Annotated in this window: 11 protein-coding genes; 6 read left to right on the top strand and 5 right to left on the bottom strand. The window is 71.9% G+C overall.

What is annotated here, in order from left to right:
- Window positions 1-11 precede the first annotated feature (11 nt).
- A complete protein-coding gene (locus JOD48_RS17340) occupies window positions 12-1,427 on the bottom strand; it encodes a DUF4232 domain-containing protein (RefSeq protein ID WP_204809906.1) in 1,416 nt (471 codons plus the stop codon).
- A 155-nt stretch (window positions 1,428-1,582) separates the two neighbouring features.
- Between JOD48_RS17340 and sigK the strand changes: the two genes are divergently transcribed.
- The 3 genes from sigK to JOD48_RS17325 all read left to right on the top strand — a co-directional run bounded on the left by sigK (window position 1,583) and on the right by JOD48_RS17325 (window position 4,625).
- Entirely contained in the window at window positions 1,583-2,158 is a 576-nt protein-coding gene (gene sigK / locus JOD48_RS17335) for an ECF RNA polymerase sigma factor SigK (protein ID WP_204809905.1), read from the top strand.
- Window positions 2,151-2,939 carry an anti-sigma factor gene (locus JOD48_RS17330; protein WP_204809904.1) on the top strand — a complete coding sequence of 263 codons (789 nt, stop codon included), beginning with the start codon at window positions 2,151-2,153 and terminating at the stop codon, window positions 2,937-2,939. Before sigK ends, JOD48_RS17330 begins: the two co-directional genes overlap by 8 nt.
- Before the next feature lie 192 nt (window positions 2,940-3,131).
- Window positions 3,132-4,625: a hypothetical protein gene (locus tag JOD48_RS17325; protein ID WP_204809903.1), complete on the top strand. Its 1,494-nt coding sequence runs from the start codon at window positions 3,132-3,134 to the stop codon at window positions 4,623-4,625.
- Window positions 4,626-4,799: 174 nt separating this feature from the next.
- Here JOD48_RS17325 and JOD48_RS17320 read toward each other — a convergent pair whose 3' ends face one another.
- On the bottom strand, window positions 4,800-5,474 hold the full coding sequence (locus JOD48_RS17320; RefSeq protein WP_191789635.1) for a fasciclin domain-containing protein: 675 nt from the start codon (window positions 5,472-5,474) through the stop codon (window positions 4,800-4,802).
- Between the two features lie 139 nt (window positions 5,475-5,613).
- Here JOD48_RS17320 and JOD48_RS17315 point away from each other — a divergent pair, with 139 nt between their 5' ends.
- From JOD48_RS17315 to JOD48_RS17305, 3 genes are all read left to right on the top strand, one after another.
- Entirely contained in the window at window positions 5,614-7,593 is a 1,980-nt protein-coding gene (locus JOD48_RS17315; RefSeq protein ID WP_204809902.1) for a cytochrome c biogenesis protein DipZ, read from the top strand.
- Window positions 7,594-7,683: 90 nt separating this feature from the next.
- Window positions 7,684-8,556, top strand: coding sequence for a formate/nitrite transporter family protein (locus tag JOD48_RS17310; protein WP_204809901.1), 873 nt, complete (start codon window positions 7,684-7,686; stop codon window positions 8,554-8,556).
- A 157-nt stretch (window positions 8,557-8,713) separates the two neighbouring features.
- On the top strand, window positions 8,714-9,418 hold the full coding sequence (locus JOD48_RS17305; RefSeq protein WP_204809900.1) for a DUF2625 family protein: 705 nt from the start codon (window positions 8,714-8,716) through the stop codon (window positions 9,416-9,418).
- Between the two features lie 45 nt (window positions 9,419-9,463).
- Here the strand turns inward: JOD48_RS17305 and JOD48_RS17300 are convergent, their stop codons facing one another.
- The 3 genes from JOD48_RS17300 to JOD48_RS17290 are packed head-to-tail and all read right to left on the bottom strand — an operon-like array spanning window position 9,464 to window position 12,802.
- Window positions 9,464-10,543 carry a sulfite oxidase gene (locus JOD48_RS17300; protein WP_191789630.1) on the bottom strand — a complete coding sequence of 360 codons (1,080 nt, stop codon included), beginning with the start codon at window positions 10,541-10,543 and terminating at the stop codon, window positions 9,464-9,466.
- Window positions 10,544-10,568: 25 nt separating this feature from the next.
- Window positions 10,569-11,435, bottom strand: coding sequence for an enoyl-CoA hydratase/isomerase family protein (locus tag JOD48_RS17295; RefSeq protein WP_191789629.1), 867 nt, complete (start codon window positions 11,433-11,435; stop codon window positions 10,569-10,571).
- The gene (locus JOD48_RS17290; RefSeq protein WP_191789628.1) at window positions 11,432-12,802 is read right to left on the bottom strand and encodes a Dyp-type peroxidase; all 1,371 of its coding nucleotides are present in this window, start codon (window positions 12,800-12,802) and stop codon (window positions 11,432-11,434) included. Before JOD48_RS17290 ends, JOD48_RS17295 begins: the two co-directional genes overlap by 4 nt.
- Between the last annotated feature and the right edge of the window lies 1 nt (window position 12,803).

The raw sequence follows: 12,803 nt of genomic DNA, 5'->3' as shown, positions 1-12,803 counted from the left end.
TGGGACGGGGGTCAGGGGGCCGTGCTGCTCGGGGTGGCCCAGGAGCCGACCTCCACGGTCGCCCCGTCGAGGATGTCGACGCCCCCCTCCCCGCCCATGTGGGAGGTCACGGGCAGGCGGACGGCGTCTGCGCCGATCACGGTCTTGACGAGGAAGCTCGTGGTCACGTCCGGGTCGTTGGTCGTGGACATCGCACCCCACCGGACCAGCGACTCGACGGTCTGGCCGGGGAGGACGACGAGCCGGACGGAGCTGCCGCCGTCCATGTACGGCTCGAGGGTGACCTCGGGCTCGGTGCCCGAGGCGCGCAGGAAGGCCAGCTCGGGGCGACCGTCCACCGCGCACGCTGCGCCCGAGTCGTTCGTGGCGCGCAGGATCGCGAAGCGCGACCCCGCGGCGGCGTCGAACCCGGCGAGCTCCGGGGTGAGGTCCGTGCCGGTGCAGGCAGGGATCCCGTCGGCTGCGGCGGCCGCGGTGTCCACCGCGTCCTGCTCGGCGATCGCCGGGTCAGGTCCGGCCGGTTCGAGGTCGCTCACCCAGCCCGTCTGGGACGCCCCCTCGCCGTCGACCACGAACTGGACCGGGCGTCCGAGCAGCTCGGCCTGGCCCGAGGCGCGCAGCCATGCGGCCGTGGGGGCGGGGTCCCCGTCGACGCGGACCGTCAGGAGGGGCGCGTCGCCGGCGTCCGGGGAGGTCTCCTCGATCGCGGGTCCGGCGTCGTACGAGACCTCGGTGACCTCGTCGCGCGCGGAGGCCTCGGCGAGGAGTGCGACGGCGGGCAGGGGTGGGGGCGTGAGGTAGTGGCCGCCGAAGTACCGGGCGCGGGAGTCGTCGGTCGACAGCGAGACGATCCCGTGGCCGAGGTCCTGGGCCACCTGGGCGATCGTGGGGAGGTTCTCCGGGGCGCGGACGGTCACGGCCGTGGTCGTCGCGTCGGACAGGACCGAGGTGGCCCCGGCGTCGAGGAACCCGACGCCGGCGGCGACCGAGTACATCCCGGTGCCGTCCATCCCGACGCGCAGCGTCGCGTCGGTCCCGGGGATCTCGTCGACGACCCACGTCTCGTGGAAGCCCCGTATCCCCGCCTCGAGGAGAGCGGTGCGCGCCTTGTCCGCGGTGTCCTGCGAGGCCTGGGGGCCGGCGAAGCTCTCGAGGTCGATCGTCATGACGAGCCGCAGGACCGGGACGTCCATGCCCGGCTCGTCCGTCTCGGTCTTCTCGATCTCGACCGACTCGACACCGTCGAGCGCCCCGACCTCCTTCTCGAGGGCGGTGACGGCCTCCTCGTCGGAGAGCGGGGCGGGGGTGGTGGCGGCGTTGCCGGGACGGCTCACGGCCCAGACGGCGAGGGCGACCAGGACGACGAAGAGTCCTGCCACCACCAGGTACACGGGCTGGATCCGGGGGCTGCGCTGCGTCTCGGTCACCCCGCGAGGGTAGCGGCTCGCGAGCGACGACCGCCGGGACCCATCCGCCGGCTCGTCGGCGACGAACCACAGGTGCCTCGGTCGTCGCGGGAGGCCACGTGCCGCGGGTGGTCCGCCGGTGCGCCGCGTCGGCAGGCCTGGGGCAGACTGGGCGGGTGCCACCTGTGAGGACGAGCGAGCCCGACGCTCTCGATGCCGCGCTGGCCGCGTGCGCCGGGGGTGACCCGGACGCGTTCGCGCCGGTGTACGACGCGTTGGCCCCGGCAGTCTTCGGCACGGCTCTCGGCGTGCTGCGCGACGACGACCATGCGGCGGAAGTGACCCAGGAGGTGATGATCGAGGTGTGGCAGACGGCAGTGCGCTTCGACGCCTCCCGGGGGTCGGCGCGCACGTGGGTGGTCACGATGGCCCGACGGCGGGCGGTGGACCGGGTGCGGTCCGAGCAGTCGCGCCGGGTCCGGGACCAGAAGGACGTCGACGGCAGGTTCGCCGGGGGCGTGCGCGACGTCGTGGCGGAGGAGGTCGAGCAGCTGCTCGAGTCGGCAGCGGTGAGGCAGTGCCTGGGGAGCTTGACGCAGACCCAGCGCGACGCCGTCGTGCGGGCGTACTTCGGCGGGCTGACGTACCGGGAGGTGGCGGTGGAGCTGGGGGCGGCCGTGCCGACCGTGAAGTCGAGGATCCGTGACGGCCTCGTGCGGCTGCGTGACTGCCTGGGGGTGAGCCGTGGTTGACGACGGCCGCGTGCCCGCCGGTCCTGCGGGGCCGGACAGGTCTGACGCGCAGGGCGGGCCGGGAGACCCCCGTGACCTGCTCGCGGCCTACGCGCTCGACGCGGTCGACGACCTGGACCGGCGCGCCGTGGAGCGGCTGCTCTCGGCCGACCCGGATGCGCGTCGTGAGCTCGACGAGCACCGTGCGGTGGTCGCGGCGTTCACCGTGGACACCGCGCCGCCCGCCGCGCTGCGCGAGCGCGTGCTCGGGAGCATCGCCTCCGTGCCGCAGGTCGCCCAGACCCCCCGGGGTGCGGGCTCGGCCGGAGCGGCCGACGGTGCCCGCCAGGGGGCGGTGCGGCGCAGGCGGTGGGCGGTCGTCGCGGTGGCCGCGGCGGCGGTCGTGGCCGTCGCGGTCCCGACGACGATCGCGATCCAGGCGCGGCAGGAGCAGGTCCGGCTCCAGACGCAGGCCGACGCGGTCGCCTCGATGCTCGCCGACCCGGCCGCGGAGATCGTCCGGGGCGAGATGGTGGGCGGCGGGGACGCGAGCGCCCTCGTCTCGGGGGACCGCGTGCTCTTCTCCGTCACGGACCTGCCGCAGGCGGGCTCGGCGGAGGACTATCAGCTCTGGCTCGTCGAGGGGGAGGAGATGGTGTCCGCCGGGGTCTTCGACGCGCGCGACGGGTCGGCGGCCCTGCTCGTCGAGGCGTCGGGGAGCGCGGGGGTCGCCGTGACGCTCGAGCCCGCGGGTGGCTCTCCGCAGCCCACGAGCGACCCGCTCGTCGTGCTCGAGACGTGATACCCGACCTCGGATAGAGATTCCGCAGAAAAGGCCTGAGAAATACCCGCTCTCGGGTAATCCCTTGGTCCGATTCCGAGTATATGCCAGGGTTTGTAAAACTCTGGGTATTGGTGATGCAATACGACACGTTCCCACCTGTGTCGTCGTGCGAAGGCGCTCCGACATCACCCCGGAAGGAATCCACCACCCGTGAAGAAGCTCCTGGCGAGCGGCGCTGCCGCGCTGCTCGCACTCGGCGGACTGGTCGCCACCGCGGCCCCCGCCTCCGCCCACACCCCCCGCGTCACCGCGGACTGCGCCGGCCTCGAGGTCAGGCTCACCCAGTACTCCGACAAGGCCAACTCCGTCGTCGTGAAGGTCGACGGAAAGGTCGTGAAGGACGAGTCCTTCAAGCGTTCCTGGTCGACGTCCTACGCGTTCCCCGACACCTCGGTCGGTCACTCGTGGGAGCTCTCCGTCAAGGCCTCGGACGGTAAGCAGTTCGACTTCAGCGACGACGGGGCGACTCCGCCCTGCGCCGGCGCACCGACGCCGAAGCCCGGCAAGGAGGTCGGCCTCTACGTCTACAAGAAGAACGACGCCGCGAAGCCGGCCTCCTGGACGAACTCGGGGACGCAGACGCTCGTCGCCTCCAAGCCGGGGACCGAGTGGTACACGACCTTCCCGACGGTCCTGCCCGCAGAGGTCTGCGGCGAGGGCTGGGCGGTCCAGCAGGACAGGGTCAAGCAGAACGGCTCGTTCGAATGGCCCGCGACCATCACCCCGCCCACGTCGGCCCTGGGTGGCGTCCTGATCGACTCGAAGCACCACGACCTCGGCGACCTGATCGAGGTACCGGCATGTGCCGTGGAGCCCGCCCCGCTGACCCCGTCCCGCCCGACGAAGCCTGCCCCCGAGACGCCGGCGAAGCCCGTGACCCCGGTCGTGCCGACCGTCGGTGACGTGTGCACGCCGGCCGGGCGCACGGTCGACGCTCCGCAGGACACCTCGGAGATCACTTACGAGCGCGCGGGCGACACGATCGTCGCGCGCCCGGCGGCAGGGTACGAGCTCGCCGCGGCCGAGGGGTACGTCCTCGCCGAGGACGGCACGTCCGCGACCTTCGCGATCGACCAGGACGCCGCTGAGTGTGCCCTGATCCCGGGCGACATCGGCGCGGTCTGCGAGGCCGACACGCCCTACCTCGGCTACGAGGTCTTCCTGCCCGAGGGCTACGTCGCGGACAGCGACCGCCCGTTGACCATCACGTTCCTCCACCCCGGCGACGGTGAGGACTACACGGTCGAGGGCCTGCCGCTCGACGGCACGCTCCTGTGGCCGGGCGCCTCTGCGGGCGAGCCCCGGGCGTGGCCGGGCTGGGAGCGTCAGGCCGACGGTACGTACACCGAGACCGACGGCAACTACGCATGGACGCGAGCGGGCGTCGAGGTCCACTTCGAGGTCAACCCCGGCTACTCGACGACCGTGAGCTACCCCGCGGCGACGGCGGCGTGCGCGAACCCGCGCATCCTCGCCGCGACCGGTCCGCTGGACGGACCCGCGACCCCGGTCAGCGCCGAGGCGCAGGGCGGTCCGTCCCTCGCGGCGACCGGCGCGACCGCAGGCGCTGCCGCCTTCCTGGCAGTCCTGCTCGTCGGCGGCGGTGCGGGCATCGTCTGGGCTCGTCGTCGGGCGAACGCCTGACCGCTGAGGTGGTCCGCGCTCACCGTTGACCGGTGGGCGCGAAGAGGAGCCGGTCGCTCCGGGCATCCCGTCCGGTGCGACCGGCTCCTCGTCCGTCGTCCCCGTGGGCGGCCCGCAGACCGCTGAGGGCCGACCGCCGCGGCACGGGGACAACCGCGACGGCCGGCGTTCGGGTCACATGGTCGGCATGAGGACCGTGTCGACGAGGTAGACCGTGGCGTTCTGCGTCATGACGCCGCCGCAGATCACCTTGGCGTCGTTGACCATGAGGTCGTCGCCCGAGCCCGTGACGGTCACGGTCCCGCCCTCGACGGTCTCGTGCTCACCGACGACCTGGTCCGGGGTGAGCTGGCCGGGCACCACGTGGTAGGTGAGGATCTTGGTCAGCGTGTCGGAGTCGGTCTTGAGGCTCTCGATGGTCGCCGGGTCGATCTTGGCGAACGCGTCGTCGACCGGCGCGAACACCGTGAACTCGCCGCCGTTGAGCGTGTCGACCAGGTTCACGTCGGGGTTGAGCTGTCCGCTCACCGCGGCGGTGAGGGTCGTGAGCAGCGGGTTGTTGGAGGCGGCGACGGCGACCGGGTCGGTCGACATGCCGGTCACGGAGCCGGCGCCGTCGGGGACCTGCTCGGCGTAGGCGGCACAGCCGGGGCCGACGAGGTTCGCCGCGGGGTCGACCTCGGGGGTCATGGCCTCCTGCGACATGTCGTCGGAGGGCGTCGTCATCTCCGACGCGCTCGACGAGTCGCTCCCGGAGCCGGAGTCCGAGTCGGAGCTGCAGGCGGTCAGGCCCAGGATCGCCAGGGCGGCGACGCCGGCCACGGCGTACGAACGGGTTCGAACGTTCATCGGTCTCTCCTCGTTGTCGTCGCCCCGCCAGGTGCGGGACGTCTCGCAGGAGGTTCGGAGCGGGGGCCGGGGTGGATGGGTCGGACGTCCTGGAAGATCCGCGACCCATCCGCCGGGGCCGTCGCGCCGAACCTCGGCCATGGAAACCCTCGTGCTCATCGGCCTGCTCGGTGGCCTCATCACCGGCATCTCGCCGTGCATCCTCCCGATGCTCCCCGTGATCTTCTTCGCGGGCGGTGTGCAGGGTGCCCGCGACGGCGCGGTCGCCGCCCCGTCGCCCGTCTCCGTGCCCGACGGCGCACCGGCCACCGCGGACCCGTCGCCCTCGGCGGGGGCCGGCTCGGGTGCCCCGACCGCCTCGCTGTTCGCGGGCGTCCCCGGCGCGGTCCAGGTCGGTGCGCGTGGTCAGGTCGTCACGGCGGTCCGGCCGGCCGGCGAGGGCAGCGCCAGCGGGACGGGCACGGGCACGGGCAGCGGCACCGCGAGCGGCAAGCGCGAGGGCGCGCGCCGGTCGTGGCGGCCGTACCTCGTGATCGCCGGGCTCGTCGTGAGCTTCAGCGTGTTCACGCTGCTCGGCTCGTTGCTCCTCGGGGCGCTCGGGCTCCCGCAGGACCTGCTGCGCTGGGTGGGGCTGACGCTGCTCGCGGTCATCGGCGTGGGCATGATCGTGCCCCGGTTCGAGGAGGTGCTCGAGCGGCCGTTCCAGAGGATCGCGGCCCTGGGTTCACGTCGCGGGGCGCGCAGCCAGGACCGCGGGGCATTCGTGCTGGGCCTGGGCCTGGGGGTCCTGTACGTGCCGTGCGCGGGGCCGGTCCTCGCGGCGATCACGGTCGCAGGGGCGACGGGGAACATCGGGCCGGAGACGGTCGCGCTCACGGTGTCGTTCGCGGTCGGGGCCGCGGTCCCGCTGCTGGTCTTCGCGCTCGCGGGACGTCGGGTGGCCGAGCGGGTCAAGGCCTTCCAGCGTCACACGCGCGGGATCCGCGTGGCCGGTGGTGTGGTCATGATCGCGCTCGCCGTCGGGCTCGCGTTCAACCTGCCCGCGTACCTCCAGCGCGCGCTGCCCGACTACACGGGCAGCCTCCAGGAGCGCGTCGACGCGTCCGGGACGGTGCGCGAGGCGCTCGACCTCGGCGGGATCGTCACGGACGAGAACCGTGAGCTGTCGAACTGCTCGAACGGTGCGCCCGAGCTCGAGGACTGCGGGCCCGCTCCCGCGCTGCGCGGGATCGACACGTGGTTCAACACCCCTGGCGACCAGCCGCTCGCGCTCGACGGCCTGCGGGGCAAGGTCGTCCTCGTCGACTTCTGGGCCTACTCCTGCATCAACTGCCAGCGCGCGATCCCGCACGTGAACGCCTGGTACGAGCAGTACGAGGACGTGGGCGAGGGCTTCGAGGTGATCGGGGTGCACACGCCCGAGTTCGCGTTCGAGCGCGAGACGCGCAACGTCGTGGCGGGGGCCGACGACCTGGGCGTCACGTACCCGGTCGCGCAGGACAACTCCTACGCGACCTGGACCGCGTACCGGAACCGCTACTGGCCCGCGCAGTACCTGATCGACGCCGAGGGGACCGTGCGGCACATCCGTTTCGGCGAGGGCGGGTACGAGGCCACCGAGGGGCTGATCCGCGAGCTCCTCGCGGACGCGAACCCGGGCGTGAGCCTGCCGGGCGCGACCTCGGTCGAGGACGGGACGCCTGACGGGTCGACGACCCCCGAGACGTACCTCTCGGTGGGCAAGGTGGGCAACTACGCGGGCGAGCCGCGCTACGCCGCGGGCGAGCAGGCGTTCACGCTCACCCAGGAGCAGGCCACCGACACGTTCTCGCTGGGCGGGACGTGGGACGTCGACTTCCAGGGAGCCACCGCGGTGTCCGACGGCGCCCGCGTGCGACTCGCGTACCGCGGTACGGACGTGTTCAGCGTCCTGGGTGGCGAGGGGACGGTCACCGCGACGGTCCGGGACGCGGCGGGGAAGGTCGTCGAACGGCGCGAGATCGACGTCTCGGGGAACCCGACGCTCTACCCGGTGCTGGAGGGCGACGGGCCGAGCGAGGGGACCGTCGAGCTCGACGTGCCCGCGGGGATGCAGGTCTTCACGTTCACGTTCGGGTGACGGGGTCCTGACGGGGCACGGACTGAGACCCCGCGTTCCACCTGACGACCCCCTTCCATCCCTTAGATGGAAGGGGGTCATCATGAGAGGGTGCTGAGCCTCTCCGAGAACCTGACCGAGCAGTCCCGTGCGGCTCGCACCAAGGTGGCGGGCACCCGGCACCCGTGGCGCTATCTCGTGGCCGCGATGCTCGCAGGCGCGTACATCGGCGTCGGCGTGGTCCTCATGGTCACCACGGCCGGACCCTTCCTCGCGGCCGGGGCGCCCGCGGAACGGCTCGTGGCAGGCGGGGTGTTCGCCGTCGCCCTGACGCTCGTCGTGTTCGCCGGGGCCGAGCTCAGCACGTCGGCCATGATGATCCTGACCCAGGGAGCGGTGACCCGGACGATCCCGGTGCGCTCCGCCGTCGGGACGCTGCTGTTCTGCTTCGGCGGGAACCTGCTCGGCTCCATGCTGTTCGGCTGGATGGTCGTGCAGTCCGGCATCCTGCACACCAACGCCGCTGCGGGCGAGATGATCGCGTCGATGCTCGCGGGCAAGGGCCACGAGTCCGGCGGCCAGCTCTTCTTCCGCGGCGTCCTGTGCAACATCCTGGTGTGCGCCGCGATCTGGGCGTGCGGACGCCTGCGCTCGGAGGCGGGCAAGGCGATCATCATCTTCTGGGCGATCTTCGCGTTCATCTCCTCGGGGTTCGAGCACGTCGTCGCGAACATGACGACGTTCAGCATCGGCCTCTTCAGCCCCGAGGCCCTCACCACCTGGGGCGAGTTCGGGCGCAACCTGCTGTTCGTCGGGCTGGGCAACCTGGTGGGCGGAGCAGTCGTGGTGGGGCTGGGCTACGCGGTCGTCTCGGGGCGGCAGCGTGCCGGGACCTACGGCACCGCGGCAGCCGTCGACGGTGGGGCCACGCCCCGGGTGGACGTCGGAGCAGTGGTCGCGCAGGCAGGGAACGCCGAGCGCTAGTCTCGCCAGGCGGACCGTCCCGCGGGTGGTTTTCGGCGGAATTCCGGAGTTTGCACGCCAGGAAAGTCGGGAAAAGATGCACACATGGGGCGGATCAGGTAACGGATCCGCCGGAAGGTGTCGGAATTCACTGCCCGACGTGGCATGATCCCCGATCATGGGCATCAAGTCGGTCGCGGATCTCACGCAGGTCGCCGAACCTGCCTGGCCAACGCTCGCCCGGATGTTCCAACGGCCGGGAGTCGAGGTCCTTGCCCCCCCTGAGTGGGCCCCCGAGGTCCTCTACCGCCTCCAGATCACGACGCGCTCGACCCTGGGAGCCCTTGCGCTCCACACGGGCGGCGTGCTCGTCGACCACGGGTGGCTCCGACTCCTCGGTGGGGGCGCGTACGGACTCCCGGACCTCGCCACGATCAACGGGCTCGGCGACCCGGAGGAGGGGGCCGTCGCGCCCCAGAGGCTCGTCGTCGCGTTCGACGTGCTCGGCGGGACGTTCGCGGTCAACGGTGGCGGCCTGCCCGGCCCGCTCGGGGACGTGCACTACTTCGCGCCCGACACGCTCGAGTGGCACGTCCTGGGCTTCGGCCTCGGGGCCTTCGCGGAGTGGGCCGTGAGCGGCGGGCTGGCCGAGTACGTGGCCGACCTGCGCTGGCCAGGTTGGGTCGACGACCTGGAAGCGCTCCCGCCGAGCCAGGGTCTCAGCGTCTATCCGCCGTTGTGGTCGGACCAGGGGCGCGGATCGACCAAGCGCAGCCCGGTCCCGCTCGACGGCCTCGCCGCTTGGCACCAGGAGCTGGGAGAACGGATGACCCCCTTCGCCGACGCGGCGACCGAGGGCGAGACGGGCCCCGGATTCCGCTGACGGCAGTGGACGCCACCGTTGCGGCAGACACGTCGCTCGCCCTGGTCAGACCACGTCGACGTAGATGACCTCGATGGCGTTGTTGCCGTAGCCGAGTCGGTTCCACTGCGGCACCTCCGGTTGCACGTTCCCCGCCGCATCGGTCGCCCTGACACGGAGCGTGTGGCGCCCGACCGCGGCGTCCTCCCAGTCGAACGACCACGCCTGCCAGTGGTACGGGCCCGTCGGCGGAGCGAGGTGGGCCTCGCGCCACTCGCCGGCGCCCGTGAGGCTCACGTCGACACGTGCGATGGGGCCGGTACCCGACCAGGCCTTCCCGCGCACCTCGACGGTGCCCGCGGGCACGGTCGAGCCAGCAGCGGGAGCGGTGACGCGCGCCCTGACGCGCATGAGGTCGACGGGCTCCGGGGCCCGATCGGCCCACTCGTAGATGTAGTGCCCCGTCTGGAACTCGCCGACGTACGGCTCGGTCAAGACGTCGATGCGCTGGAGCCACTTGACCGACGCCACGGCATACCAGTGCGGCACGATGATCCGGAACGGCGCACCGTGGTCCTGGCCGAGGGGCTTGCCGTTCATCTCGTACGCGATGAGGATCTCGGAAGCGGGATCGGCGACGTGGTCCAGCGGCAGGGAGCGGACGAAGTGCATGTCCTCGGTGTCGGTGTCGGCGAGCACCGCGGCCAGGTGGTACGCGCCGTGATCGGCGCCCTCGAACCGCACGTCGACGCCGTCGTCGTGCGGCCGCGCCTGTGCCAGCACCTCGTGCAGCAGAGCGCCCTTCCAGCGGGCGGTCGAGACGGCGTAGTCGCCCCATGGCTCACCGGTGGGCAGTGGACGCATCTCGAGGCGTCCGTTGCCGGCGCACTCGAGCGTGACAGCGCGTTCGTGCGCAGGGAAGGCACGAAGGTCCTCGAGCGTGAGGGTCAGCGGGTGCTCCACCGCGCCGCCGATCTCGAGCGTGCCGTCGTGCTCGGGCAGCGGGAAGTTGCTGCGCACGTAGTGGAGCTCGGTCGGGGTGATCTCCTCGGTGAGCGCCGCGGGCGGCGCCTCCGCGTTGTACGGGGCTGGGTTGATCATCTGCAGCGCAGCGCGCGCACGGATGACCTCGTCGGGAATCGTCATCGCTCTGCCTCCTCGTAGGCCGGGTTCAGTAGTCGGCATCGCGGAAGACCGGGTCCCGGCCCTCGTTGAAGGCTCCGATGCCCTCGATGCGGTCCGGGTGCACGGCCGAGCGCCAGTGCGCCTCCATCATGATGGCGATGGCCTGCTCCACGGGCTGCCCCTCGCCGAGCTGCACGGCCCGCTTGACGGCCTGGACCGCCGTCGGGGAGTTGCCGGCGATCTTCTCCGCGATCCGAGCGGCCGCGGCCGCCAGGTCGTCCTGGTCGTGGACTTCGTTGACCATGCCGAGCCGGTGGGCTTCGGCCGCGGAGATCGGGTCGCCGGTCATGAGCATCTGCAGTGCTCTGCCCGGACCGAGCAGGCGTGGCAGGAACACCGGGGAGCCACCACCGGCGGAGAGGCCGAGCATCGCCTCCGGCTGCCCGAACGTGGCGTTCTCGGAGGCGATGATGAAGTCGCAGCTCTGGGCGAGCTCGCACCCGCCGCCATAGGCGATGCCGTTCACGGCGGCGAAGAGCGGCTTGCGCAGCTGCCGCACGGTGTACAGCGTTCGATCGAAGGCCTGGCGCTGGCGAAGCCAGTCCTCCTTCGTCATGCTCCTGCGCTGTCGGAGGTCGCTGCCGACGGAGAACGCGCGCTTGCCGGCGCCCGTGAGCACGACGACGCGGACGGCGGTGCGCACGGCGATCGTCTCGACGATCTCGGTCAGTCGAGCACCCATCTCGGTCGTGATCGCGTTGTCGGCGTGCGGCCGGTTGAGCGTGACCACGGCGATCTGGTCGTCGTGCTGGTACTCGACGAGGACGGAGGACTCGGGTTCGGGGGCGTCTGCGGCCGGCGGGGCGAAATCGAGCGCCTTCCAGCGGTCGGTGCCCTCGGGGGGCGTGCTCATGGCGTGCTCTCCTCGGTCGAGACGGAATGCGGCAGCTCCGCCAGCCAACGCATGGCCGAGAGGCTCGGGGCGAAGCAGTACTCGCCCCCACGCGTGATCACGAACGGCGGAAGGTCCTGCAGGCGGCGTCGGATCGGTCGCCGGGGGATCGTGAAGCTGTTCGTGTGGTGGGGGGAGCCGACGATCGGGTCTGCTTCGTCAGGGGCGCCGATGAAGATCCCGTCGTTGAGCCACTGGGTCTTGACGAACTCGAACTGCCGCTTGATGTGGGCGCCGGCGAACACGAAGATGATGCCGCGGTCCGCTCCGTCGTCCTCCAGCTCGCCGTCGGGGAGCATCGGGCCGTAGCTCGTACCGCGCCGGATCATGCGGTGCAGGCGGACGTCCGTGCTGCCGTCGTCGGCCAGCGCGTCGCGCGGGTTGGCACGTCGTGCGTGGGCGCCGACCGGGCACTTGAAGCCACGAGGGTCGTCGCCGTAGAGAAAGGCGTTGTTCCGCTGCGGATCGCCGCCGAGCTGGGCGTCGTCGACGTCGGGCGCCACGGCCAGCGGGGCTCCGCTCTGCCAGCGTCCGACCATCTTCGCCCCCAGCAGCGCCTCCTCTTCACGGTTCGCCGCTCGCGCGCGGAGGTACTGCCGGTAGGCCGCAACCTTGGTGTGCAGCTTCCGGAAGACGACGTAGGTGCCGTTGCGGCCCAGGATGTCGGGGCTCGGCATCGGCGGCAGCCCGCCGGTCTCGTCGGGATAGCCGAGGATGATCTCGCCGGCCTTGAGCGGCGGTTCGTGCGGGTTCGACGGCGCCCTGCCGCTGCCCTCGACGGCCGGCTGGCCGATGCCGTCCTTGAAGCCGAACGACGTGCGCCCGGTCGGGAGCTGGTAGCAGTCCTGACGCCAGACGACCGAGATGCCCGCCAGCTCCTGGTGGGCGAGGCGAGCCTTCTCGGTGACGGCCTCGAGACGGGCGATGTCGGGGGAGATGACCGCGATGGCGATGTGGACGTCGGGAGTGCCGAGCGGCTTCTCCCAGTTCTCAGGACTGCTCTCGCCGACGTCTCCCAGGTGCTCCGCCCGCGCGGCCATCCCTTCCCGGAACTCCGGCGTGAAGCTGTCCAGGGATTCCTGAGGAACTCCGAGCGCCTTCAGCCCGTGGTAGGTGAACGCGACGGTGAACCAGGCGTCGTTGGCGGGATCGAGCGACTGCGTCCCCGAGCTCACGAGGGCTGTCAGCCGCCGGACGAGCTCATGGCCGTCGGCGCGCTCGTCGATGCGCAGCATCAGGTAGGTGCCGACATAGGGGGAGGGGCGCTCGTGCAGGGCGCCACTCTGGATGTCATCGAGCTCGAGCGTGACGCTCCCCGTCTCAGCCATG

The organism is Oerskovia paurometabola (assembly GCF_016907365.1).
GTDB lineage: Bacteria > Actinomycetota > Actinomycetes > Actinomycetales > Cellulomonadaceae > Oerskovia > Oerskovia paurometabola.
The sequence above is the reverse complement of the archived record's forward strand: the minus strand, read 5'-3'. Positions and strand labels throughout refer to the sequence as shown.

What these genes read in the sequence shown, in the direction of transcription:
- JOD48_RS17320 (WP_191789635.1), bottom strand. Translation starts at nt 5,474, where the DNA reads ATGAACGTTCGAACCCGTTCGTACGCCGTGGCCGGCGTCGCCGCCCTG.
- JOD48_RS17315 (WP_204809902.1), top strand. Translation starts at nt 5,614, where the DNA reads ATGGAAACCCTCGTGCTCATCGGCCTGCTCGGTGGCCTCATCACCGGC.
- JOD48_RS17305 (WP_204809900.1), top strand. Translation starts at nt 8,714, where the DNA reads ATGGGCATCAAGTCGGTCGCGGATCTCACGCAGGTCGCCGAACCTGCC.
- JOD48_RS17300 (WP_191789630.1), bottom strand. Translation starts at nt 10,543, where the DNA reads ATGACGATTCCCGACGAGGTCATCCGTGCGCGCGCTGCGCTGCAGATG.
- JOD48_RS17295 (WP_191789629.1), bottom strand. Translation starts at nt 11,435, where the DNA reads ATGAGCACGCCCCCCGAGGGCACCGACCGCTGGAAGGCGCTCGATTTC.
- JOD48_RS17290 (WP_191789628.1), bottom strand. Translation starts at nt 12,802, where the DNA reads ATGGCTGAGACGGGGAGCGTCACGCTCGAGCTCGATGACATCCAGAGT.